The following is a 25,269-nucleotide window of genomic DNA, read 5'->3' on the forward strand; positions in this document are numbered from 1 at the left end:
ATGCCGGCTCCGCCAAGGTTGCCGCTGACCGGCGAAGTCGTGTCGGTGCCGGTCGCAACGCCGGTTATAGTCGCGCCATCTGCACCGGGTACGTCGTTCGTCAGGACTCCGAGCGACGGGACCGTCAGGCTGCCGCCTTCGGTGACCGAACCGGTGTCGGCATGGGCCGTCGGCACATCGTCGACGATATTGATGTCGAGATTGTCGGTCGCGGAATCGCCGTCCGCATCGATGACCGTGATTTCGAAGGAAACGGTCGTCCCGTCCGTGTTCGAAGTGTTGTCGTTGAGCGTGTAGGTGTAAGTGACGCTGCCGTCACCGGTGACCGGATCGTAGGTCAAGTCATTGACGGTCAGCGTGCCCGTCGCGTCGCTCGAAACAACCTGCGGGAAAGAGCCGGGATCCACGACAGTCCCGCCAATCGAGACGCTGGTCAGGCCATCGTCGGAATGGAACGTGATCGTTCCCGTCGTCGATTCCGGTCCGCTGACGAACTGCGAACCGGGGTCCTCGCCATCGCGCGTGTCGGTCGACGGGGGCAGCTGGTTCTCGTTGACCTGGGTTCCGTCGCCGATTTCGGGCACCGAAATGATCATCGGCGGGCTGTCCGCGATGCTGATGGTCAGCGTCGCAGTCGAAACATCGCCATCACCGTCCGTCACCTGGTAGGTAAAGACATCGGTAACGCCGCCGCCGGTCCCCGGAGTGCGCGCGTAGCTGTAGGAACCGTCGGCAAGGAGCGTGAGCGTGCCGTACTCGCCGGTCACTACCGATCCGGTGCCCGAAAACGTACCGGAAGTGCCCGCATGCACGCCAGTAACAGTGCCGCCATCGGCTCCGAGAGTGTCTGCCCCGGCCGTACCGCTGGTAGTGCCCACGCCGCTCAGGACATTGCCGGTCTGCGCGGTGAAGTCGGCGGCCGGAACGCTATCCGTATCCGCACGCGCAATCGGAGCGTCGTCGACGATGTTGACTGTCAGCGTGGCCGTAGCCGCATCGCCATCGGGATCGGTGACCACGACCGTGAAGACGTCCGACGTGTTGTCGCCGCTGGTATTGTCGTAGAGTTCGTAGGTGTAGGCGATCCGGTCGCCATTGAGCGCGCCCAGCGTCAGGCGGCCATAGGCACCCTCGATCTGCTGGCCGGCTTCACCCGTGAGCACTTCACCGTTGATCGCGATGGAAGCGATGCCGTCTTCGGAAGTGACGAAGATCGTGCCGGTCGTGACGTCCGAACCGCTACCGAAAGCCGAACCCGGCGTTTCCTGGTTGCCGTTGAGACGATCGCCCGAAAGCCCGGATTCAGAGACTGTGTCGACAGCTGAATCGGACGCAGGACCGCCGTCCTGGATCAGGATGTCGGGAACCTTGTTCACCGGCTGGGGCAGGATTTCCTCCTGCTGGGGCTGCGGGAACGACAGTTCGGTATAGGGAAGCAGGTCACCCAGGCCATAGGCGGCCTGGATCGGACCTGTAGGGTCGGCGAAATTGCCGCCCGAACTCTGTACTCCTCCGGCGGCAGGCTGCGGCTCGTTGCCGGTCAACAGTGCCGCAAGGTTGAGAGGCGGCACCGCGACATCGCCGATGACGATCTGCGGGACGTAGACTGCGCCGTCGGGAATGACGAAGACCTGCCCGTCAGGAAGCGTGAGAATAAGGTCGCGCCCCTGCACCGACAGTTCATCGAGCGTGGCGCCTTCCGGCAGAACGACGAGGTTGTTGGCATCGGGAAGCAAGACTTGCGTATGACCCGCAGACGCGGCTGCCGAGACATTGCCACCTGCCAGGTTGGCATCCGCCGGTGACCTGTTGTCCGAACCGTGACCGTCCTGAAAATCCATAACCACTTCCCTGTCGCTTGCTGCCCGCGGCAAAGCGCCGCGATGCAGTCGGGTTCGAAATGGTCAGCCGGCGGATTCCGGACGCAACGCGACTGTACACCGCTTGACCATTGCGCCCTTTTCAACCGGCGCCTGCCTCTCTCGGCGCTCAGTGAGAGCGACTCGGAGCAGACTTAACCGGCTGAAATCACAGCAACACGTGGCACCCTCAGAGACAAGCTCGTTAACTAACCTTAACGTGAGCCTGTCCCGGTGTTGCACACATTTCGGGGTAATCCTTTTCTCGACAGCGGCCGGATGAATTTTCTTACGTTATTGTTTTAACGCAGTTTTCCTGAAGCCATGGGAGGGCAATTCAACCCGAAAGCCTGAACGGACGACCATTCCGGATGATAAGGTTTGTCAACAGCCTGATTTACAGCGATAGTTGCGCGTTCGATATTTGGCGCTTGCGATCGAACGAACGGGGGCCGTCATGAACATCGCGATGGGAATGGACTTTGCAAAAAGCCATCTGGGCACTTCGGACACGCGCGTCCTTGCCCTCGCCCTGGCCACCGGCATGGCCGGCTTTACGGTCACCTATCCGGCAGTGACGGTATCCAACGGGACGGTCGGCGACTGGATGGGCAAGCTTGAAGTCAAACCCCTGCGCCTCACCTCACCGACTTTCGGCCAGGCCCCGACCATCACGACGACATTTCAGGATTCCGCCGAAGCCTTGACGCAGGCGGCAAAGGCCGGCGCAATTGGCCTCACCAGCGTGCTGGCGCCGACGAGCGCATCATACGCAGCGACAGGCGCGCGCAGTCAGCAGTCGGAAGCTCTCTCACCAGCCGTTGTCAGCCCCAACCCAGCCTCTCGACAACTCTCACCGACAAGACAGGCACCTCAGGTTCTGGCTGCGACAGGGACATCGATCCAGGCACGTCTGCCCGAACCCGGCTATGCCAAGCCGCAGGCTGAAAATGTCGAGCGCCACGGACCGCTCGATGCGGTGCGCATCGCGATGCCACCGTCTGCGGCACATCTTGTGGCCACCGCCCCCCTCCACCCCGACGCAACTCTGAAAGTCGTCGCCCCCCCAATCCCGCAAACCGCCGTTCCGGTCCCCACCCCGACAGAACAATCGCTCGCGTCCGGTGCGAAGCCGGATATCGGACCGGCTCCCAGCACGGGACCGCTCTCGGGCACTGACGGACTGGGGCTGTTCTCGCAATCAGAGGAAGTGCGCGACTTCGACCTTGCAAAGCTTACGCCGGCCCGTCGCCCTATCAGGAAATCCGGCATGGCGACGATCCAGGCACAAAGCACTGGCAGCGCTGAGCTCGCCCGGTCTCGTCCGGAATACGCGACAAAGGTCGCGAAAGTGCCCGATCGCATCGTCGGCGATCATATCCTGCACGTCGCGGGCCTGAGCCTCGAAGGAATGCCTGCGGGGAGCCTGACGGTCCGGATCGGCATGACAGGGGACTTATCGGTAAAGCTCGCCGACCTGCTTGCACCGGTGAAGGACCAGATGGCGCCCGAAACCTTCGACAGGCTAGCCAGTTCCGCCGCCGCCGCCGACTACGTCAGCTTCGCCGACCTGCGCGCAGCGGGGTTCGACATCCATTATGACGCCGGAGGAGACCGGTTGATGGTGTCTGCACAGTTCTAGCGCCGCAACCTGGACTTCACTGGCCCCTCGCGAGACACGATCGCGAGGTCATTCCACACCTTGCCAGATTGCCTGCAACAAGAGCGTGAATTCCTTCCATATTCTTGAAACAAGACAACGCACAATCACCCCCGTTGATTGACCGATGAGAATTCCGAGGAACGTTCGATCGCAAGAACGTCAATACGAGGCCTGCCCCGCGATCTGCATGAGATCAGGCGGACTCCCCCTTTTTCCGCGATCGGATTGACCGCGGAGCTGAACTCCGAATTGCTGTGTGGTTAGTCCTCTAGGTTGCGCCCAAGTGGCGTGCCGAAAGTTTGGCGGGGACAACGAAGCAAGTCTCCGTAATCACCACGTCTTCTCCCGCAAGGCCGTGCCGTGACACTTACGGGACCTGAGACGTTCGGCGAGAAAACGGTAGAAGTACCAGTCCATGCCTGCTGACGGCATGTAGCGGTACAGAAGCCGCTCGAACCGCGTCCAACTGACCGATTCCCGCGAGGTTCTGCGTTCAGACGGGAAGCACACGTGATCGGGATGATAGACCGAGTGACCGAACCGACCGACCCGGTGGACGATTTCATGGTCTTCGAGAACATAGGGCCACAGGTCGGTATCGAAGCCGCCCGCTTCGCGAAGACAGTCGGTTCGGAAGGCCTGAGCATAACCACCGGCGTGGCACTTTGCGGCAAAACGACGGCTCTTGCGCATGACGAACTCGATCCGCTTGCGCGAGACAGGATCTGACAGGGGTCTGTAGATATCTATCGCCATGACCGCGGCCGCCGCCGGATCAGCAGCAAAGAGAGTGACTATCCGGTCGATATAGTCTGGCGGATAGAATGTATCGGCATCGCAAATTGAGACCAAGGGCGTCTCGACTCGCGCCAGACCGTATTGCATCGCATTGATCTTGCCGGGAATGCTGCACCTGACGATCTGCAAACGGTCGCCCAGAATCTCTCCGGCTTGAGCTGCTTCGGCAGCGCCTTCGTCGGTCGAACCATTATCGACCAGCAGCAATCGAAACGCATGGTTGCCTTGCGCGGCAAGGCTTTGAACGGTCCGTCCGACCCATCCCTGTTCGTTGAAGAATGGGAGGACAACAGTGACATTGCTCATGCGTGCGAAACCGCCATTAACGTCGTCTCCGGCCACGCCCTGGCGTGATCATTGGCCAATCTGAATATGACCTCGGCGGCCCGCTCTGACGAGGGGACTTCATTCAGGTCGAAAGTTTCGGCAAACATTTCTTCCTGGATATTCCGATAGCGGGTTTCATGCAGTTCATCCGCGCGCGCCAGTGCTTCCGGCAACTGCGCCGGGCTATCGATAACCTCACCCGCGCACCAATGCCTGAAATCGGGCTTGCCGACCCATTCGTATCCATGACTGTTCAGGAAGATGCATGGACGCGGCTTGAGAAGAAATTCGTATATCTGACTGCTGGCATCCCCAAGGTAGATATCCGCAGCCTGCGTATATGTCATGTCGGCCGAGCGGCGGCTTCCCAGATCAATCTTGATATTGTCCCCGCGCAGGAATTTCTGCGGAATATCGCCGGCGCGGTCGACCCGGAAGCGATCCACCGTCACGACGAACTTGCGCTGAAACAGCATCACGTGCGGGGCAAAAATCAGGCCGTGCCTTGGCGCATCGAGGAAATGCTCGAGCACCTGGCGTCCATGGCGGTACCAAGAGGACAAATGCGGTGATGGATGCGGATTGTACAGAACCGTCCGTTCAGCCTTCGGCAGGATGCGAAGCGGCTCGCTGCCTCGCACCAGGTCGAACTTGGGATACCCCACGATACTGACCGCTTCGGGCGACACGCCAGCCTCGGCGATCAACCGGTCGCGCACCTTCGGCCCTGAGCAGAGAACATGATCGAAGCCCGCGCTTGCCTTGTTGAAGCCAATAGCGCGATCGCCCGCACCGTGGCGGGTGTGGATGATCTTGAGATCGTGAAGTCCGTAGCGCTCCTTCAGGAGCAGCGACGTCTTCTCCGTTACGACGAGAAAATCGAGACTGCGAAAGAATTCAAGATTGTCACGATAAATCAGCAACTTTTCCATGGGAACGAGCTTGCTGAGCATCGAGTTCAGACGCTGCGTTGCCTGCGATGGCCGCAGTTCCACATGCTCTATGCGGGAACCGATCAGGTCACCGCCCAAACTCTTCACTTGCTCGGACAGGTGCGCATTACTGGTCGCAACTATGATTTCGCCGTCGAACCCGCCCTTTGCCAATGCAATTGCTATGGGGAGACTGTGTGCGACCTGATGAACTTGATCATGATTGAACAGGAACGCTACGCGCACTCTAGCAACTTTCGAATAGAGACCTGTAAAGACAGCCAAGGCTGCCAATCCAGGGGCGGAATTTCGGCGCCAAATAGTTTCCAGACCGATTCACTGACAAGTGACAAATCTGCAACTTTCGCATCATCGAACGGGCACGCGCCATCGGGCCAGATTGTCAGATCCAGCTTTCAGCACATGGCCTTGCACAGCCAAGGCCGATGATGCAGCACATGGACTGGCAAGGTTTTGTTTCATCTGAAAGTCACTTCACCGGATTCAACCTAGTCCAGATGCATCGAGTCTTCCGGGCACCACTGCGCATCTGGCGTCAACAGCTCGAACGATCCTCCAAGGCGTGGGACGCGAAGCCTGCAATTGCGCGCACACAGGCTTCGCGTCCCTGCAACTCACACCTGCACCGCCCCCGTCTCCTCTCGCACCGCTTCCGGTTCCGCCTCGCGTCGGTGGACAATCCGGTAGAGTGCGGGAAGCACCAGCAAGGTCAGCAGGGTCGAGGAAACGATGCCTCCGATCACCACTGTCGCCAGCGGGCGTTGGACTTCCGCTCCGGCTCCGACGTTGAGCGCCATCGGCACGAAGCCGAGGCTGGCGACCAGTGCTGTCATCAGCACAGGGCGCAGGCGGGTGAGCGCGCCCTGGCGGATGGCCTCATCCAGCGGTTGGCCGGCCTCCCGCAGTTGACGGATGAAGCTCAGCATGACGACGCCGTTGAGCACGGCAACGCCCGATAGGGCGATGAAGCCGACACCGGCCGAGATCGACAGCGGCAATCCGCGAAGCAACAGCGCTGCCACGCCTCCGGTCAGGGCCAGCGGCACACCGGAGAAGACGATGCCGGCGTCCCTGGCGGACCGGAACAGGGCGAAGAGCAATGCGAAGATCAGCAGCAGGGCCGCCGGTACGACAAGTCGCAGCCGCTCTGCCGCCGAGATGAGCTGCTCGAACGTGCCGCCGTAGCTCACCCAGTAACCGGCCGGAACCTCGACTTCGGCATCGACCTTCTCGCGCAATTCATCGATGAACGAACCGAGATCGCGACCGCGCACGTTCGTGGTGACGACGACACGGCGCTTGCCGTCCTCGCGGCTGACCTGATTGGGACCGATCACGACGTCGACCCGGGCCACGTCGCTGAGCGGCACGAAACCGCGTGGCTCGCCGCCCTCGCCCGGCAGTGGGATCCTCAGGCGGCCGATCTCGTCGGCCTTGCCGCGGATGTCTTCGGGCAGGCGTACGATCAGCGGAAAACGCCGATCGCCCTCGAAGATCGCCCCGGCCTCGGCGCCGCCGATGGAGATGGCCACGACCTCCTGCACATCGCCGACATTGAGGCCAAGACGGGCCAGCGCCGCCCGGTCGGGGGTGACCTGCAGCACCGGCAGGCCGGTCACCTGCTCCACGCTGACGTCGCGCGCGCCGTCGATTCCCTCGACCACGCCCTCGATCGTCTTGCCGATCTCGTGAAGAGTGTCGAGATCGTCGCCGAAAACCTTGATCGCGACATCGGCGCGCACGCCGGACAGCAGTTCGTTGAAGCGCATCTGGATGGGCTGGGTGAACTCGTAATTGTTGCCCGGCACGCTCATCGCCGCCTCGCGCATCTCGCGCACCAGTTGCTCACGCGGCTTTCGTGGATCGGGCCAGTCGGACCGGTCCTTGAGCATCACGAAAGTATCAGCGACCGAAGGAGGCATGGGATCCGTCGCGATGTCGGCGGTGCCGATCTTGGCGACGATGCGATCCACTTCGGGGAACTGCTTCAACCGGGCCTCGAGCGCTGTCTGCATGTGCACGGCTTGCGTGAGACTGGTCCCCGGAATGCGCAGCGCATGCAGTGCGATGTCGCCCTCGTCGAGGTTTGGGATGAACTCGGTTCCCATCCGGGTTGCCGAAAGGCCCGCGATGGCGACCAGGACGACAGCCCCTGCGACGAAGGCCTTGCGCAAACGCAGGGCCGCATCGAGCGCGGGTTCGTAGATCCGGCGGGCCCGGATCATGAGACGGCTTTCCTTCTCCTCCACCTTGCCGGTAACGAACAGGGCCACCGCAGCCGGCACGAAAGTCAGCGAGAGGACGAGTGCGAAGCTCAGGGCCATGACGACGGTGATCGCCATGGGATGGAACATCTTCCCTTCCACACCGGTCAGCGCGAAAATCGGCACGTAGACGAGCGCGATGATCAACACGCCGAACAGCGATGGCCGGATGACCTCCGAAGTGGCCGAAGCCGCCAGTGCAAAGCGTTCGGCGCGGTCGAGCAGGCGGCCACGTTCGTGCTGCGCCTCACCGAAACGCCTCAGGCAGTTCTCGACGATGATGACGGCGCCATCGACGATCAGGCCGAAGTCTAGCGCCCCAAGGCTCATGAGGTTGCCCGAGACGCCTGCGCGCAACATGCCGGTGATGGTCATGAGCATGGTGACAGGGATCACCGCCGCAGTGATGAGCGCGGCGCGGATGTTACCGAGCAGGAGGAACAGGATGACGATGACGAGCAAGGCCCCCTCGACGAGGTTCTTCTCGACTGTCGCCACCGCTCGCTCGACGAGGTCGGTGCGGTCATAGATCGCCACCGCCCTGACGCCCGGCGGCAGCGCCTTTGCCGCTTCTTCAAGCCGCTGCGCCGCGGCCTGGGCGACGATCCGGCTGTTCTCGCCGGCCAGCATGTGGACGGTACCGAGCACAACCTCGCGGCCGTTTTCGGTCGCAGCGCCCGTGCGCAGTTGCTCCCCCATGACGACGTCGGCAACGTCGGCAATGCGGATCGGCACGCCGCCGCGATTGGTGACGATGATCGAACGCAGGTCGTCGAGGTTGGACGCCTGCCCCGGCACGCGCACGAGGTATTGTTCGCCGTAACGCTCGATATAGCCCGCGCCGACATTGGCATTGTTGCGTTCGAGCGCCCTCACGACATCGCCGAGAGCCAGGCCATAGGCCGAGAGCCGATCCGGCAGCGGGGTGACGTGGTATTGCCGCTCGAACCCGCCGATGCTGTTTACTTCCGTGACGCCGGGCGTGTTGCGAAGCTGCGGGCGGATCACCCAGTCCTGCAATGTGCGCAGGTCTTCGGACGTATAGCCGCTGCCGTCGGGCTTGCGCGCGCCCGGCTCGGCCTCCAGCGTGTACATGAAGATCTCGCCAAGCCCCGTAGCGATCGGTCCCATTTCGGGCGCGACGCCTTCGGGCAACTGGTCGCGTGCGGTCTGCAGCCGCTCGTTCACCAACTGGCGGGCGAAATAGATGTCGGTTCCGTCCGCGAAGACCGCCGTCACCTGGCTCAGGCCGTAGCGGGATATCGAACGGGTATATTGCAGCCCGGGCAGTCCGGCGATCGCCGTCTCGACCGGAAAAGTGACGCGCTGTTCCGCTTCGAGCGGAGAAAAGCCTTTCGCCTCGCTGTTGATCTGGACCTGTACGTTGGTGATGTCGGGCGTCGCATCGATGGGCAGGTGCTGGAAGGCCCAGATGCCGATAGCACAGAACATCGCGACGAGGCTCAGGACCGTCCAGCGAAAGCGGATGGACGCGGCGATGATGCTCTCGAGCACCTGCTGCTTGTTGGCGGATGCCTCAGTGGTCATGGCTGGCCCCCGACTTCTCGACATCCGCCCGGATCAGGAAAGCCCCGTCGGTGACGTATTCCGTGCCCGGCTTGAGTCCGCCGAGAACCTCGGTCCATTCCGGAGTGCGTCGCCCGATCTGAAGCATCCGGACTTCGTAGGTATTGCCAACCTTGGCATAGACCACTTCGAAATCGCGGAAGCGCTGGATCGCCTTGGTCTCTACCGCCAGCGGCACCTCGGCAGAGGCGACGGTGAACGTCCCGTTCACGCCCATTCCCGGCCTGAACACGTTGGCCGCGGCGGGCGGCAGGTGGACATGCGCCAGAACTGTCTGGCTGGCGAGGTCCGCGGTCGGCAGGATCGCCTCGACCTCAGCCGTCATTTGTATGTCGCCCGAAAGGCTGCGCACGCTGACGGGCTGGCCGACGCGCACCCGCTCGGCATCGCGCGGGTAGACGAAGAACTCGGCATGGAGCTTCGTGGGATCGGCAATGACGAAAAGGGCGCGATCGCCGGTCACGTCGCCGACATTGGCGTTCTTCTCGACGATGATCCCGCCGATCGGCGCAGGGATCGCGTATGTCTGCAGCGAATGGCTCGATTCGACCCGCGCCAGCGTCTGGCCCTTGCGAACCGCCTGCCCCAGCTGGCCGCTCAGCCACATGATCTGCCCCGGCAATCGCGCGCGGACATCGGCCTGGCCTTCGGGCGTGATTTCCACCCGGCCGGACAACTCGACCAATTCGGCAATCTGCGCCGGGCCGGCCTTCTTGGTTTCCACACCGCCCTGACGGGCTGCCTCCGCTGAAATTGTCGTACGCCCTTCATAGGAAGCGTAGGACCAGGCATGCGTGCGTCCGCCCTCCACAGCCCGCACCTTCACATCGAAGCTGTGCGGCTCACGGACCGCGCCCTTGCCGCGCAGATAATCTTCGCGCGGCGCGAAGGCGAAGCGATCGACCTCACCGCCAAGGCGGGTGAGTTCGACGGCGAGCTGCACCTCGCCGGGCGGCAGCGGTTCGTCGTCGCGATAGGCGTAAACGTGGAACTCGGGCTCCGTGCCATCTTCGTGGATCGTCACCTCGAGCGCGAAATTGCCATCGCGCAGCATCCGGCCACGATGGGGACCGCGTTCGTATTCGTCTGCGCCGGCTGCGTGGGCTTCACCCTCGGCTTCGGCATGGTCGGAATGGGGGGCGTCGTTGCCACAAGCGGCAAGCAGGGACAGGGCGAGCAGCGAGCTCGCGCAGAAAAGCGACCGGATCATCAGCGGATCTCCGTGCTGGAAACGAGGGACGCGTGGCGACCGGTCAGTCGGTCGAGCCGCGCGCCTGCGAGATGGAACTGGCGCAGCAGGTCGACACGGCGGGACCGGCCGTCGATCAGGGCCTGCTGGGCCTGGTTGATTTCAAGGAAAGTGAAGGCCGTCCCCCCCCTCGCGAAACCGTCGCGCACCAGCGCGAGCGCCTTCTGCGCCGAGGGCAGGACTTCGCGTTCGATGCGGGCGATTTCACTCGCCAGCGCCGCGCGCTGCGCCACGAGGCGATCCACCTCGCGGCCGACCTGCAGGCGCGCAACCGCGATCTCGGCCTCGGCAGCCCGGCTCTCGGCAGCGGCGCGCGCGACATTGCCGCGATTGGCCGACCGATTGCCCAGCGGGATCGAGCCTCCGACCATGAGGGCCACATTGTTGCCCTGCCCGAAGTGACGAATGCCGATCCGGGCCGTCGCATTGCCGGCATCGCCTGTTTCGGCCAGGCGAACCTGTGTATCGGCTGCCTGCCGCTCGGCCGACAACAGCGCCAGGTCGGGACTTTCATCAGCCGAAGGCGCGGTTTCCTGAACCGAGAAGAAGGGCTCTGTCTCGAGTGCGAAGTCCTCGCCTCCGTCCCACCAGCCGGACAGGTTTGCGCGAGAGAGGCGCGCCTGCCTGCGAGCCTGATCGAGCGCGATCCTCGCCTCGATAACCGCCGTCTTCGCGCGTTCGGCGGCGAACAGGGGATCGAGCGCGCGGGCCACCCGGCGGTCGACCTGTGCCCGTGTCTGGTCGGCAACCTGCAGGCGCTGCTGCGCTATGGCGATGCCCGCCTCCGCGGCCAGCGCATCGACCCAGGCGGCCTGCACTTGTGCCAGCATGTCGAGCATGCGCAGCGCGTTGCGTTCGCCGGCGACACCGAGTTCGGCGCGCGCGGAATTCAGGCGGGCCTCCCGCTTGCCACCGCGCTCCCAGGTACGCTCGTACCATGCGGTGGTCTGCTGCTGTTCGAGCGGGCCGTAAGTGCCCGTACCGGCGAAATCCTCGACCTCGACGCCGACGGTATCGCGCGGACGCACCCCGGCTATCGCAACCGCGGCATCGGCCGCTTCGAGCCTTGCTGCGTTCACCTGCAAGGCGGGATTGGTCGTGGCGACCCGGGACAGCGCTTCGGACAGGGTAAGTCCCTGCGCAGAAGCGGCCTGGGCCGAAAGGACAAGCGGAATGACGGCGCACGGGGGCGCCAGACGTATCAGGCGCGCGGCAAGGCGCGCGGAAGGGTACGAAAACATGACATGAAGCCTCGCGGACGGGCGTGGGACAACCCGCGCCCGATCGGCGCGGGATTCAGGCGTTCATGGCAAGAAGGCGGGGAGGCCGCTCGAGACCGGTAAGCTCCGATCCCGGCTTTGCGCAATCCGGACCGATCGCGTGCAGGTTGGCATCGACCGTGGCCATCCGGTGGGCATGGCTGGCGTCGGTCGGGATTGCCGAATTCGTATCGCCGGAATGGTGATGGTGCCCCTGCAGTGCCCCGCCCGCTTCGTCCTCGTCCTCCTGGTCGGGAAAATGATCGTCCAGATGATCGAGCTGTGCGGTCAGGCTGCTGAGCAGCACGCTTTCGTGCTCATCCGCCTGCCCCGGCGCGTGCTGCATCTCGACAACCATGTTCGACCACGCCATCGCGCTCGCAAACAGGAGTGCGAGCGAAAGGACGAACATCATGCAGATGCGGTCCACCTTGAGGTGACGCATAAAGGCCATCAGGGCGTAGCGATAGCGAAACCCGACGGTGTGCTCAAGGGCGCGGCGCATTGAAGTCCCTCAAATCGGGGCGCAGTGCCTGCCGGCTCAGCGGTTCGGGATGTGCGTTCCCAGGTGTCGTCCGGCGATGTAGCCGAAGGTCATGCCCGGCCCGAGCGTCCCTCCCGCGCCGCCATAGGCTTCGCCAAGGACCGCCGCCATCGCGTTGCCCGCCGCGTAGAGGCCGGGGATCGGGTTGTCGTCCCAGTCCAGCACCTGGGCATCGGCATTGGTCCGCGGACCGCCGGCGGTTCCCAGCGCGCCCGCTTCCATCTTCACGGCGTAATAGGGAGCCCGATCGATCACGCCCAGGGTGCGATAGGGCGGATCGAAGGCGGCATCGCCCCACATGTAGAAATTGTCGTAGGTGTTGTCGCCGCGGTTGAAATCGTCGTCATGGCCCTTGCGCACCATGTCGTTGAAACGCGCCACCGTGGCGACAAGGCCTTCGGCATCGATCCCGGCCTCGTGCGCCAGTTCCTCAAGCGTATCGGCCTGGATCATGAAAGAAGGCACCGGACCGCCCGGCGGCGTGTTGAAGGTGTGGTACCTGTCGCGGTAGCGCTGGTCGATGATCAACCAGTACGGCAGGTTGGCGTAGCTGTGCGTCCCGGCATCGAAAGCGTGCAGCGTCTTGCCCAGCGCATTGTAGTTCGCCGCCTCATTCACGAAGCGCTTGCCCGCGCGGTTGACGAGGATCGCACCGGGCCGCGCGCGCTCGTCCGAACCCAGCAGGAAATTGGGCTTGGCATTGCGGTGCTGCGGCTTGAACTCCAGAACGCTCTGCATCCAGAAGGCGTGTTGCATGTTGCCCAGTTGCGCTCCGGCGTCGATGGCCATGAGCAGACCGTCGCCCTCGTTTTCCGGCACACTGACCGGCCCGGTGAGCGGACCGCGCAGGAAAGTCTGGACCAGCTTCTCGTTCCATTCGAAGCCTCCGGTGGCAATCACCACGCCGCGCCGGGCCCGCACGCGATAGTCCTTGCCATCCCCATCTTCAGCAACGACGCCTATCACCCGGTCGCCGGCCTTGATCAGCCTGCGCGCCCGCTTTTCGAACTCCACCGGAATCCCGCGATCCAGCACGGCCTTGAACAACGAGCCGGCCAGGGCCTGACCCAGTCCCCGATAATCCTTTGCCTCTCGCTCTGCGAGTGTCGCTTCATCGAGGGCGCCGGTTATCGCCTCCATCAGGCTGCCGCGGACCGGATAGGCCATCTTGGTAGGGTTCACCCGGCTCGCCCACTTGCCGAGCCTTTCGAATGCGAAAGCCTCATTGTCGAGCGACCGCCCTCCGTCCGGCTTCGCGCCCGGCATATAGGACTGATAATCGGGAAAGTCGGTAAAGGCATGGAACCGGACAGGCGTCCTGTCCGCGAAGTAGCGGATCATTTCCGGTCCCGTTTCCATGAACGCCATCAGGGTCTCTGGATCGAGTTGCCCCGGTGCGAGGGAATCGAGGTAGGCCACTACGTCTTCGTCGTTTTCCTCGATACCGGCTTCCAGCTGGTGATGGTTTCCCGGAATCCAGAGCATGCCTCCGGACATGGCAGTGGTACCGCCCACCATCCCGGTCTTCTCAAGGATCACCACGTCCTTCGCCCCGAAATCGAAAGCGGAAATCGCGGCCGTCATCGCCGCTCCGCCCGACCCGAGAACCACGACGTCCGCTTCCCGGTCCCACTCGAACTGATCCGTCACAATCCATCTCCCGATTTACCCGGTGCCGTGACCGTTTCCGGTCCCGACAAGGGCGAGCGCTCGTTTTGCAACGACGGTTGTAAATCAGGCCATGAAAGGGCAACCACTCCGAATTGTCATAGGTGGCTGGCGTTCGGTGAACGGGACAGGTCGGCAACCGTGATCGCCGCGCCGAAAGGCTACGCGACGTTTGCGGACTGCGACTTCGGCAGCGATATACGGAACATCGAGTGGGACGATGTCCGCAAGTACGTCGCATCGCCGCCGTGTGCCCGCGCAATACCCCGGACAACGGCCAGGCCAAGACCCGAACCTTCGGAGATGCGCTCACCACGCGCGAATTGCGTAAAGGCATCCTCCCGGAAGCCCTCCGCAAGGCCCGGCCCTTCGTCGGCAACGGTAATCACGGCTGTCTGATCGGAGAATTCGACAACGATCCGCAAGGTGCATGGATCGGCATGACGGCGAGCGTTGTCGACCAGCGCAATTATCGCTTGCCGGATGCGTGCTGGGTCCACCCGCACGATCGCAGGTTGCAGGACCAGTTCCAGGCCGAACCCTGCAGGCGTCAGCATCGAAGTGAGGATCGGGCGCATGTCGTTCACCTCGGCAGCGAGATCAACGTCCGAAAACATCAACTCAAGCCGCCCGCTATCGGCCAGGCTTACGCTGCGCAGATCCTCCACCAACCGGGCCAGACCGTCGACCTGCTTCATGAGATCGTCGACAAGCTTTTCATCCAAGACGAAGACGCCGTCCTTCACGCCCTGAAGACGTCCTCGCAGGATGGTAAGCGGTGTCCGCAACTCATGCGCGATCTGGGCGTTCCAGACTTTCACGTCATCGGACATGCGCTGCAGACGGCTGGCCATGGCATTGAAGTCGGCGATCAGCAGTGCCGTTTCGCCATGCGCCTCGCCGACCGAGTCCACCCGCGTGGTGAGATTGCCCTCCGCGATGCGACGTGCAGCTTCGCCCACGGCCCCAAGCGGGCGAACGATCCGCCGGGCAAGCCGGATGGCGATCGCCAACGCAAGCAGGACCCCCATCAAACAGGCCGCAAGCGTAATGCCGACATCGAGCCCGAAAGTGTCGCTGGCGCTCGGCGGCGGGGGCGCTACGATCCGCCAGCGCTCCAACACCGCATATACCACGTAGAAGGCCAACGTGATGACGGCGACCGCCGCCAGAGCGAGCGCCGCCATCGAAAGCGCCAACTGCCGGGCAAGGCTGATCCGGCCTCTCATCCGCGCGACCACAAGCGATAACCGACGCCGCGCACCCCTTCCGGCATTTCAGGCACGCCCGCCTGATCGAGCTTGCGACGAAGTTTGCTGACATGGCTGTCGACCGTGCGATCGAGCGCATCCGATCCGGGCATGCAGGCATCCAGCAACTCGCCGCGGCTGAACACCCGCGTCGGCGTTCGGGCCATGTGGGTCAGCAGGCGAAATTCTGTAAGCGTCAAGGCGACCTCGCCCCGTTCGGTCCTGACCAGGTGCGCGTTGGTGTCGATCTCGACCGGGCCTACGCGGAGCACACCGTTCGCGCCATAATCGCCCGAGCGCCGGAGTACCGCCTTGACCCGCGCCACAACTTCAACCGGATTGAAAGGCTTGACGACATAATCGTCCGCACCGATCCGCAATGCCTGAAGCTTGTCGATATCCTGATCGAGCGCAGTGATGACAACGACCGGCGTGTTGCCCCGCCGCCTGACTTCGGACAGCACGCCCCACCCATCGACCAAGGGCATCGAGATGTCGAGCAGCAGGATGTCGGGCTTCAGGGCCAGATGAATGTCCAGCGCTGTCCGACCGTCGCTGGCCTGCACGGTGCGGAAACCTTCGCGCTCGAGATAGGCGCGAATGATCTCGGCAATGTCCTTGTCATCTTCGGCAATGAGCGCGAGCGGATTCATTCGGGGTCTCCGATAGGCATGGACCCGACTTATCAGCGAAATTCGGCGCTTTGCCAGCCTTGCTCCACGCAGTCTCCATAAAACCTCGACACAGGCGCAACCGAACGCGCAGATAGGCGAAGGCATGATACGTCGATCTATTGCTCGAAGCACGCGATATGCACTGCCGGCCGTATGCGCCATGTCTGCACTCTTGGCCGGCTGTTCCACCGAGGCACCCTCGAAAACCGCAACTGCCGTCGAAGTTTTGACCGTGCGCGTCGAACCGAGCGCAGTGACGGCGGTGGACGAACTGCCGGGCCGCGTCGTGGCATACCGCACCGCCGAGATCCGCCCGCAGGTCGGCGGCATTATCCAGCGCCGCTTGTTCGAGCAGGGAGCGGCCGTCAGCGCCGGTCAGGTGCTGTTCCAGATCAGCCCTGCGCCGTTCCGGGCCGATGCCGACACCGCCAAGGCGACCGTCGCGAAAGCGGCTGCCACCTACGCCCGGGCGCGCGGACAGGCCGATCGGCTGAAGCCGCTGGTCGAAGCCGATGCCATCAGCCGCCAAAGCTATGACGATGCCGTCGCCGCGCGCGACCAGGCCGCCGCCGAAGTGGCAGAAGCCCGCGCAACCTTGCGCCGCCGGCAGATCGACCTCGGCTTTTCGCGGGTGACCGCCCCGATCTCCGGTCGCATCGGTGCTACCAATGTGACCGAGGGCGCGCTGGTTGCAGCTGCCGATGCAAACCCGCTGGCAACCATCCAGCAGATCGACCGCGTTTATATCGATGTCCGGCAACCTGCCGAACAGTACGCCGCGCTTCGCGAAAAGGGCGCAGCGGGGCCGGTCGACATCCTTACGTCGTCCGGAAGCCTCCACCCCGTGAAAGGGCGCATCCTGTTTTCAGGCATCGCGGTCGATCCGACCACCGGCGACGCGCTGGTCCGCGTCGAGGTAGCGAACCCCGGCGAGCGGCTTTTGCCGGGCATGTTCGTGCGCGCCCGCTTGCCCCGCGCTGTAATACCCGCGGCTTTGACCGTACCGCAGCAGGCCGTGACGCGTGCAGACGATGGCGCTGCGCAGATCAGCGTGGTCGATTCGCAGGACCGGGTCCATGTCCGCCGGGTCCAGCTCGGCCCGCTGAGCGATGGCCGCTACGTCATCCAGTCGGGGCTGCGCAAAGGTGAAATCGTGATCGTTGAAGGCCAGGATCGGGTGCAATCCGGCACCCCGGTCAGGCAGCGCTCATGGGTTGGCCGCAAGGCGGGCTGACAAAAAACCATGCCTCAGTTCTTCATCAACCGCCCGGTCTTCGCCTGGGTCATCGCCATCGCCATCGTCCTGATGGGCGCCATCGCCATCCCGCAGATGCCGGTAGCGCGCTTCCCGAGCGTCGCCCCCCCCACTGTCAGCATCTACGCCACATATCCAGGAGCCACGCCACAAACGCTGAACGACAGTGTCATTTCGCTGGTTGAGCGTGAGCTGTCGAGCGTGAAGAACCTTCTGTATTTCGAAAGCTCGGCAGACACATCTGGATCGGCCTCGATCACTGCGACCTTTCGTCCGGGCACCAATCCGGAGATGGCCCAGGTGGACGTCCAGAACCGGCTCAAGGCCATCGAAGCGCGCCTGCCGCAGGTCGTGCGCCAGACCGGTGTCACCGTGGAAGCCGCGTCCTCGGGCTTTCTCATGTTCGTCAGCCTGGTGTCCGATGAGCGTTATGACGAGTTGGAACTCACCGACTACATGACGCGCAACATCGTCGACGAACTGAAGCGCGTGCCCGGAGTGGGCCGCGTCCAGAGTTTCTCCTCCGAGCGGGCGATGCGCATCTGGCTCGATCCCATAAAGCTTGCCGGATACGGCCTGACTACCAGCGACGTGACCTCGGCCATCGCCGAACAGAATGTCCAGATCGCCCCCGGCACGCTCGGCACGGAGCCGACGACGCAGGGACAGCGCGTACTCGTGCCGCTGACCGCCGACGGCCAGCTGAAGACCATCGAAGATTTCGCACAGGTCATCCTGAAGGCGAATACGGACGGGTCCAGCGTCACGCTGGACAAGGTGGCCCGGATCGAACTGGGGCAGCAGATTTACGGCAATTCCACGCGCGAAAACGGCAAGCCCGTCGCCTCGGTCGGCCTTCAGCTTTCCCCGGGCGCCAATGCCGTGGCCACTTCGCAGGCGGTCCGCGCCCGCATGACCGAACTGGCCAAATCGATGCCGCAGGACATGCGCTGGTCGGTCCCGTTCGACACTGCTCCGTTCGTGCGCATCTCCATCGAAAAGGTGGTGCACACGCTGATCGAAGCGATGATCCTCGTGTTCCTCGTGATGTACCTGTTTCTCCAGCAGGCTCGCTATACGCTCATACCCGCGATCGTTGCGCCGATCGCGCTGCTGGGCACGATCGCGGTCATGCTGATGTCGGGCTTTTCGATCAACGTGCTGACGATGTTCGGGATGGTGCTGGCGATCGGCATCATCGTCGACGATGCGATCGTCGTCGTCGAGAACGTCGAGCGGCTGATGCACGAGAAGCGCCTTTCCCCCCGCGATGCCACGAGCATGGCCATGAAGGAAATCACGCCGGCGGTCATCGGTATCACCCTGGTCCTGTCGGCCGTCTTCATTCCGATGGCGCTGGCCTCGGGGTCGGTCGGCACGATCTATCGACAGTTCACCATGGCCATGGCGGTATCGATCCTGTTTTCCGCCTTCCTCGCACTGACGCTGACCCCTGCCCTGTGCGCAACCCTGCTCAAGCCGATTTCGGACGAACCGCGCAAGAACCGGTTCTTCACCTGGTTCGATGAGCGGTTCGACCGCGCCACCCAGGGCTATCAGGAATGGGTCCGCACGCTCCTGAAGCGGACCGGACGCATGATGGCGGTGTTTGCGGCCATCGTCGGACTGTTGGGCATTGCTTTCATCAACCTGCCCTCCTCATTCATGCCGGACGAGGATCAGGGGTATTTCATGACCAGCTTCCAGCTTCCGGCGGATGCGACCGCAAGCCGCACGCTGGATGCCGTCAAGGTTTTCGAGGAGCATGCGACGAAACGGCCGGGCATCGAGAGGACCCAGTCGATCATGGGCTTTGGCTTTTCCGGCTCGGGGCCGAATGCCGCAATGGTCTTCACCATGTTGAAGGACTGGGGCGAGCGCGGCGGAACCGATGTCAGCAAGGAGATCGAGGCGGCCAATGCGGCGACCGATGCCTCCGTTCATGAAGGTCAGGTAATGAGCATGATGCCGCCCACGATCGAAGAGCTTGGCACGTCCTCCGGCTTTTCATTGCGACTGGAGGACCGTGCGGGCAAGGGACGCGAAGCGCTGTTCGCCGCGCGCGACATGCTGATCTCGCAGGCCGCCCGCAGCGACAAGGTGACCGATGTCCGTGCCGACGGGCTGCCTTCAGGTACTAGCGTACGACTGGATATCGATCGGGCGAAAGCTCGGGCGCTCGGCGTATCCTACACCGCCATCTCCGACGTTATCAGCACCGCGCTGGGCAGCAATTACGTCAACGACTTCTCCAACCGGGGCCGCTTGCAGCAGGTGATCGTGCAGGTCGATGCAAACTACCGCATGAATCTGGACGACGTGATGCAGCTGCGCGTCCGCAACATCAGCGGCGGAACCGTGCCGCTGGCCGAACTGGTCACTCCGGTCTGGAGCAACGGGCCGCTCCAACTCTCGCGCTATAACGGCTATCCGGCGGTCAGCATTTCCGGCTCGGCAGCATCTGGAGTCTCCAGCGGCACTGCGATGGTGGAGATGGAACGACTCGCTGCACAACTGCCCCCGGGCTTCGGGATCGAATGGACCGGCCAATCGCTGCAGGAACGCGAGGCCGGGGCGCAGGCGCCGATGCTGCTGGCCCTGTCGATGCTGGTCGTGTTCCTCGTGCTGGCTGCCCTTTACGAAAGCTGGTCGATCCCGGTGGCGGTGATGCTGGTGGTGCCACTGGGCCTGATCGGCGCGGTGATGGCAGTGATGGTGCGCGGCCTGTCCAATGACATCTTCTTCAATGTCGGCCTCATCACCATCATCGGCCTCAGCGCCAAGAACGCGATCCTGATCGTCGAGTTCGCCAAACAGTATCGCGAGGCGGGCAGTTCCCTGATCGAGGCGACCATAACCGCGGCCCGCATTCGCCTGCGCCCGATCGTCATGACCAGTCTGGCCTTCACGCTGGGAGTCGTGCCGCTGATGCTGGCAGGCGGTGCCAGCGCCGAGACGCAGCACGCGATCGGCACCGGGGTGTTCGGCGGGATGATCACCGGAACCGTGCTGGCGCTGATATTCGTGCCGGTCTTCTTCGTGGTGGTGGCAAGCCTGGCCGAGCGCTGGACAGCGCGACGGACGACGAAGGAGGCATGACCATGGGAATTTCGATGCGCCCCCTGACACTTATCCTGTTACTGGCGACCGGCGCCTGTTCGATGACACCGAAGCTGAACCTGCCGCCCGCACCGGTCGCAGACAGCTACCCCGGAGCAGACACTGCAGCGACGGCCGAGGCGCTGCCCGCATGGCGCGGCATGTTCGGCGATCCGCGCCTGCAGCGGCTTGTCGCCCTGTCGCTCGACGCCAATCGCGATCTGAGGATCGCCGCGCTCAATGCCGAGGCCGCGCGAGCGCAACGGACCGTCCAGCGCGCCCAGTCTCTCCCCTCGATCAACGCCGAGGGCGGCTATTCCCGGCAGCGGCAGCCCGCCGGCGCAACGGGCGCGGCTGTCGGCGGCACCTCGGGCAACGGTGCGACCGGCATCGAGTTCGGGCAGTTCACGGCCCAGGCAGCACTGACAAGTTTCGAGATCGACCTTTTCGGCCGTTTGCGTGCCTTGAACGAGGCAGCGTTCCACCGCTGGCTATCCTCGGTAGAGGCCAGGCATGCCGTGCGTCTCAACGTCATCGGCACGGTCGTCGACGCCTATCTGAACGAGCGACTGGCCGAGGAACAACTCTCCCTCACCCGCTCGACTTTGGCGGACTGGGAAACATCCCTCGACATCTCGCGAAGGTTGAAGGCGGCCGGACAGGCCAGTGGGGTCGATCTGGCGCAGGCCCAAGGCCTGGTGCGCCAGGCACAGGCCGATCTGGCCCAGCGCGAGCGGGAGCTGGCACAGGCTAGCAACGCTCTGACTCTGGCGGTCGGAGCGCCGCTGCCCGGCGATCTGCCGCCGCCCATATCACTGATGGATCAGCCGATCCGCACCGAGCTGAACGCGGGCACGCCGTCGGACCTGTTGATCCACCGGCCCGACATTGCACAGGCAGAGCAGGAGTTGCGCGCCGCCAACGCCGATGTCGGCGCGGCCCGCGCAGCATTCTTTCCTCGCATATCCCTGACGGCTGCCTTCGGTTTTGCCAGCCGCGCTTTCGAGGGACTGTTCCAGGGGGCAAATCGCTCGTGGTCCTATTCGCCTGCGATCAGCGTGCCGGTGTTTCGCGGCGGCGAGCTGCGTGGCAATCTCGACATTGCGAAGTTGCGCACCTCCACCGCCGTCGCAACCTACGAAAAGACGATTCAGACCGCCTTTCGCGAGGTCGCAGACGGCCTGGCGGCGCGCGCGACGTATGCCACGCAGCTGACCGAACTGCGCGCTGTCGTAACCCAGGCGCAACGCCGCGCTTCGCTGGCGCAGCTTTCCTATAGTGCCGGGATGTCGAGCCGTCTGGAACTGCTCGATGCCCAACGCGCTACTTATGCCGCGCAACAGGCAGCACTTGTCGTTCGGCGCGACGAACTGGCCAGCGCTGCCGCCCTGTATCGTGCGCTGGGCGGCGACACCGGGCAAAATACCGACACGCCGTGAGTGCATCCGGCTCCATGCTGCATGGCGATGATATCGCCATTCCCGACCGGGAATTCGTGTATCGCCAAGTTCGCGACCAAGGACGCTGGACGAACGCTCCTGCGCCAATCTTGTGACATTGAACGACACCATGCAGGCATCCTCACCGCAAGCCGTCAGCGGCGGATATTCCTCCGGCAGCGCTGATCCCGGCCCGGGCTGGCGTTGGCGCTACTGGTCGATTTTCGGCGGACAGGCGCTGTCGCTGATCGGTTCAGCGATGACGCAGTTCGTTCTCATCTGGTGGATTACCGACACCACGGGCGATCTTGGCGCGCTGGCAACGGCCGGGCTGGTCGCGCTGTTGCCGCAGGCATTGCTGGGCCCGATCGGCGGGACCTTCGCCGATCGCTACAGCCGACGGATGCTGATGATCGTTGCCGATACGGTCAGCGCCGTTTGCATCCTCGTGCTGATCGCCCTGTTCGCGAGCGGGCAGATCGCCTTGTGGCATGTCTATGCCGCGATGTTCGTCCGCAGCGCGGCAGCCGCGTTCCAGATGCCCGCCTCTTCGGCGAGCACGGCGATGCTCGTGCCCGCCGGCTTCCTGCCCCGCGCGGCAGGACTCAACCAGACCATGATCGGAATCGTGACCATTGCTGCCGCGCCGTTCGGTGCGTTTGCGATCAGCGTCATGCCCGTTGGCATGGCGCTGTGGATCGATGTCGCGACCGCCCTTATCGGTATCGCGCCGCTCCTCCTGTTTGCCATTCCGCAGCACCGGACACCCTGGAATCCTTCAACCAGCCTGTGGTCAGAATTCCGCGAAGGCATTCGCATCGTGTGGCAGAGCCCCGGATTGCTTCGCATCTATGCTTTGCTCACCGCCGTGGTCCTTGTCGTCATGCCGACTTTCACCCTCCTGCCGCTTCTCGTGAAGGAACACTTCGGAGGTGGCCCCGTCCAGGTGGCCGTCCTGGAAAGCCTGGGCGGAGCGGGAATGATCCTGGGCGGCCTCATCGTGGCGGCAATCGTACCCAAAAGGATCGTAAGGTGGATCCTGTGGGGCTTCGCCCTGTCCTGCGCGACGCTGGCTCTGACTGCGCTGATGCCACCGGCGCTATTCTGGCTGGCGACCATATTCTGGGCGCTGAGCGGTACGACCTTCATCCTTGGCGATGCGCCATTTACCGCATTGATCCAGTCGACAGTACCCAACCGGTTTCAGGGTCGGGTTCTCTCGCTGCTCAACACCCTGATGGGACTGGCTGCGCCCGTCGGCCTGCTTGCCGCCGCACCGCTTGGTGAAGCGATCGGTGTTCGCTGGCTGTTCGTGCTTCTGGGCGGACTTGGCACGTTGATATGCCTTCTGGCCTTCCAGTCCCCCACGTTGCGCAAGGCCGATTGAACTGCCGAGCGCCCGGCCGGACTGGGCGGAACGATCGGCAGCCACCTGTCCCGGTCGATTGCCTCAAGCCGAGATCAATTGAGCGATGGCGTTTTCGTGCGCCTGCCAGTCGACGCCACATGCCGACAACCAGGCATCGTCGTAATAGGTACACCCGTAACGTTCACCGCCATCGCACAGGATCGTGACGATCGAACCTTGCTCGCCTTGAGCGGACATCTCTTCGATCAATTGCGCACAAGCCACGAGGTTCGTTCCGGTCGACCCTCCTACTCTGCGGCCCAGACGGCGGGACAACGCACGCATCGCGCCGATACTTTGTGCGTCCTCGACCGCGATCATGCGATCGATCACCGAAGGGATGAAGCTGGGCTCGACGCGTGGGCGACCGATCCCTTCGATGCGACTGGCATGACCTTCCGGCAGGGAAACCGCATTGCGATCCACAAAGTGGCGGTGAAATATCGAATGGACCGGATCGGCGACGCAAAGCCGGGTCGCATGGCGCTGATAGCCGATATAGCGGCCGATCGTCGCGGAAGTCCCGCCCGTGCCCGCACCGCATACAACCCACATCGGCACCGGAAATTCCTCGGCCGACATCTGCGCGAATATGCTTTCCGCGATATTGTTGTTGCCCCGCCAGTCGGTGGCGCGCTCGGCATAGGTGAACTGGTCGAGATAATGCCCGCCCGTCTCGCTGGCGAGGCGATGCGCAACATCGTAGACCGTTCGCGGGTCGTCGACGGCATGGATCTCGCCGCCGTGGAAGCGGATCGCGTCGAGCTTCGGCGCAGCGGTGGTCGCCGGCACCACGGCGATGAAGCGCAGCCCCAGCATCCGCGCGAAATAGGCTTCGCTGACGGCAGTCGATCCCGAGGATGCCTCGATCACGCACGTGTCCGGGCCGATCCAGGCATTGCACAGCGCATAGAGGAAGAGCGAGCGGGCCAACCGGTGCTTGAGGCTGCCGGTCGGATGGCTGCTCTCGTCCTTCAAATACAGCTTGATATCCGGGTGGCGGGGCAGATCGATCCTAATGAGATGCGTGTCGGCCGAACGATTGTAGTCCGCCTCGATCCTGCGAATGGCCTCTGCGCGCCAGGCGCGTGCGGCTGCATCGCTTTTATCAGCAGTCATCGAAAATCAGCTCCATTGGATATTCGCCTCCACTCAATGCGCCATCCCTCACGATGGTGCATGCACCGGATCCTGCGTCAGTCCGCGCCGGACCAGCATGGCCTGCGGATCGGGATCCCGTTCCCGAAATGCCCGGAAACTCACGGCAGCAGGCCGACTGGCCCCGCGCGAGAGGATTTCCTCCCGGAATTTCTCGGCAGTCGGCCGATCGATCAGGCCGGCTTCGGCAAATCGCTGGAAACCGTCGGCCGCAAGCACTTCGGCCCATAAGTAGCTGTAGTAGCCAGCAGCGTAGCCACCCGCGAAAATATGCGAGAAGGCATGTGGAAAGCGGTGCCAGCCCGGCGGATGTATCACCGCAACCTCGTCACGCACCGCCTCGATCACCTCCATCGGATCGGTGCCCAACGTACCCAGATGCAGCAAGAGATCGAACAGCGCGAATTCCACCTGTCGCACGATGAACATGCCCGAAAGGAACTGGCGCGCTGCCAGCAGCCTGTCGAACAGGGGATCGGGCAGCGAAGCACCCGTCCGGTAGTGCCCGGACATGCCGCGAAGGACCTGCCGATCCCAGGCGAAATCCTCCATCAACTGACTGGGCAATTCGATCGCGTCCCACTCGAAGCCGTTGGTGCCTGCGATGTCGGGACGGTCGACCCGGGTGAACAGGTGATGCAGGCAATGCCCCGTCTCGTGCAGGAATGTCACAACCTCCCGGTGGCTTAGCAGCGATGGATTGCCTTCGGCCCTGGGCGCGAAATTGCAGACGAGATAGGCGACCGGGACACGCCGCACATCGCCATCGTTCAGCCGCGGTCGCGCCTGCGCCATCCAGGCGCCCCCCCCCCCCC

The 25,269-nt window shown here is 63.5% G+C and carries 17 protein-coding genes; 5 read left to right on the forward strand and 12 right to left on the reverse strand.

Going from position 1 to position 25,269, the window contains the following annotated elements; genetic code table 11:
- On the reverse strand, positions 1–1,841 hold a 1,841-nt coding region (locus tag SPHV1_RS13250), incomplete at its 3' end, for an Ig-like domain-containing protein (protein ID WP_197277724.1).
- Positions 1,842–2,316: 475 nt separating this feature from the next.
- On the opposite strand from SPHV1_RS13250, the gene SPHV1_RS13255 reads away from it, so the two are divergent.
- On the forward strand, positions 2,317–3,501 hold the full coding sequence (locus tag SPHV1_RS13255) for a hypothetical protein (protein WP_054946528.1): 1,185 nt from the start codon (positions 2,317–2,319) through the stop codon (positions 3,499–3,501).
- 351 nt (positions 3,502–3,852) lie between these two features.
- On the opposite strand, the gene SPHV1_RS13260 is transcribed toward SPHV1_RS13255, so the two are convergent.
- The 9 genes from SPHV1_RS13260 to SPHV1_RS13300 form a co-directional block, all read right to left on the reverse strand.
- Entirely contained in the window at positions 3,853–4,626 is a 774-nt protein-coding gene (locus SPHV1_RS13260; protein ID WP_054946515.1) for a glycosyltransferase family 2 protein, read from the reverse strand.
- On the reverse strand, positions 4,623–5,825 hold the full coding sequence (locus SPHV1_RS13265) for a hypothetical protein (protein WP_054946516.1): 1,203 nt from the start codon (positions 5,823–5,825) through the stop codon (positions 4,623–4,625). Before SPHV1_RS13265 ends, SPHV1_RS13260 begins: the two co-directional genes overlap by 4 nt.
- 389 nt (positions 5,826–6,214) lie before the next feature.
- A complete protein-coding gene (locus SPHV1_RS13270) occupies positions 6,215–9,379 on the reverse strand; it encodes a CusA/CzcA family heavy metal efflux RND transporter (RefSeq protein WP_156367350.1) in 3,165 nt (1,054 codons plus the stop codon).
- 22 nt (positions 9,380–9,401) lie between these two features.
- Positions 9,402–10,661 (reverse strand): efflux RND transporter periplasmic adaptor subunit, encoded by a 1,260-nt coding sequence (locus SPHV1_RS13275; protein ID WP_054946518.1) that lies wholly within the window; start codon positions 10,659–10,661, stop codon positions 9,402–9,404.
- A complete protein-coding gene (locus tag SPHV1_RS13280; RefSeq protein ID WP_054946519.1) occupies positions 10,661–11,941 on the reverse strand; it encodes a TolC family protein in 1,281 nt (426 codons plus the stop codon). Before SPHV1_RS13280 ends, SPHV1_RS13275 begins: the two co-directional genes overlap by 1 nt.
- Before the next feature lie 55 nt (positions 11,942–11,996).
- The gene (locus SPHV1_RS13285; RefSeq protein WP_054946520.1) at positions 11,997–12,464 is read right to left on the reverse strand and encodes a hypothetical protein; all 468 of its coding nucleotides are present in this window, start codon (positions 12,462–12,464) and stop codon (positions 11,997–11,999) included.
- A 36-nt stretch (positions 12,465–12,500) separates the two neighbouring features.
- Complete coding sequence (locus tag SPHV1_RS13290) at positions 12,501–14,153, reverse strand: FAD-binding protein (protein WP_231634673.1); 1,653 nt, start codon at positions 14,151–14,153, stop codon at positions 12,501–12,503.
- Positions 14,154–14,332: 179 nt separating this feature from the next.
- Entirely contained in the window at positions 14,333–15,400 is a 1,068-nt protein-coding gene (locus SPHV1_RS13295; RefSeq protein WP_054946529.1) for an ATP-binding protein, read from the reverse strand.
- Positions 15,397–16,074 (reverse strand): response regulator, encoded by a 678-nt coding sequence (locus tag SPHV1_RS13300; protein WP_054946522.1) that lies wholly within the window; start codon positions 16,072–16,074, stop codon positions 15,397–15,399. Before SPHV1_RS13300 ends, SPHV1_RS13295 begins: the two co-directional genes overlap by 4 nt.
- A 181-nt stretch (positions 16,075–16,255) precedes the next feature.
- Between SPHV1_RS13300 and SPHV1_RS13305 the strand changes: the two genes are divergently transcribed.
- The 4 genes from SPHV1_RS13305 to SPHV1_RS13320 all read left to right on the forward strand — a co-directional run bounded on the left by SPHV1_RS13305 (position 16,256) and on the right by SPHV1_RS13320 (position 23,275).
- Complete coding sequence (locus SPHV1_RS13305; protein WP_139383903.1) at positions 16,256–17,329, forward strand: efflux RND transporter periplasmic adaptor subunit; 1,074 nt, start codon at positions 16,256–16,258, stop codon at positions 17,327–17,329.
- 9 nt (positions 17,330–17,338) lie between these two features.
- Positions 17,339–20,449, forward strand: a complete 3,111-nt coding sequence (locus SPHV1_RS13310; RefSeq protein ID WP_054946524.1) for a multidrug efflux RND transporter permease subunit — start codon at positions 17,339–17,341, stop codon at positions 20,447–20,449.
- A 2-nt stretch (positions 20,450–20,451) separates the two neighbouring features.
- Entirely contained in the window at positions 20,452–21,888 is a 1,437-nt protein-coding gene (locus SPHV1_RS13315; protein ID WP_054946525.1) for an efflux transporter outer membrane subunit, read from the forward strand.
- Between the two features lie 130 nt (positions 21,889–22,018).
- Entirely contained in the window at positions 22,019–23,275 is a 1,257-nt protein-coding gene (locus SPHV1_RS13320) for an MFS transporter (RefSeq protein ID WP_054946526.1), read from the forward strand.
- Positions 23,276–23,338: 63 nt separating this feature from the next.
- Here SPHV1_RS13320 and SPHV1_RS13325 read toward each other — a convergent pair whose 3' ends face one another.
- Together SPHV1_RS13325 and SPHV1_RS13330 are read right to left on the reverse strand one after the other, a co-directional pair.
- Positions 23,339–24,415 carry a PLP-dependent cysteine synthase family protein gene (locus SPHV1_RS13325; protein WP_054946527.1) on the reverse strand — a complete coding sequence of 359 codons (1,077 nt, stop codon included), beginning with the start codon at positions 24,413–24,415 and terminating at the stop codon, positions 23,339–23,341.
- 48 nt (positions 24,416–24,463) lie between these two features.
- A partial coding sequence (locus SPHV1_RS13330) for a M3 family metallopeptidase (RefSeq protein ID WP_231634674.1) occupies positions 24,464–25,269 on the reverse strand: 806 nt, incomplete at its 5' end.

Origin of the sequence: Novosphingobium sp. KN65.2 (assembly GCF_001368935.1) — a bacterium.
Classification (GTDB): Bacteria; Pseudomonadota; Alphaproteobacteria; order Sphingomonadales; family Sphingomonadaceae; genus Novosphingobium; species Novosphingobium mathurense.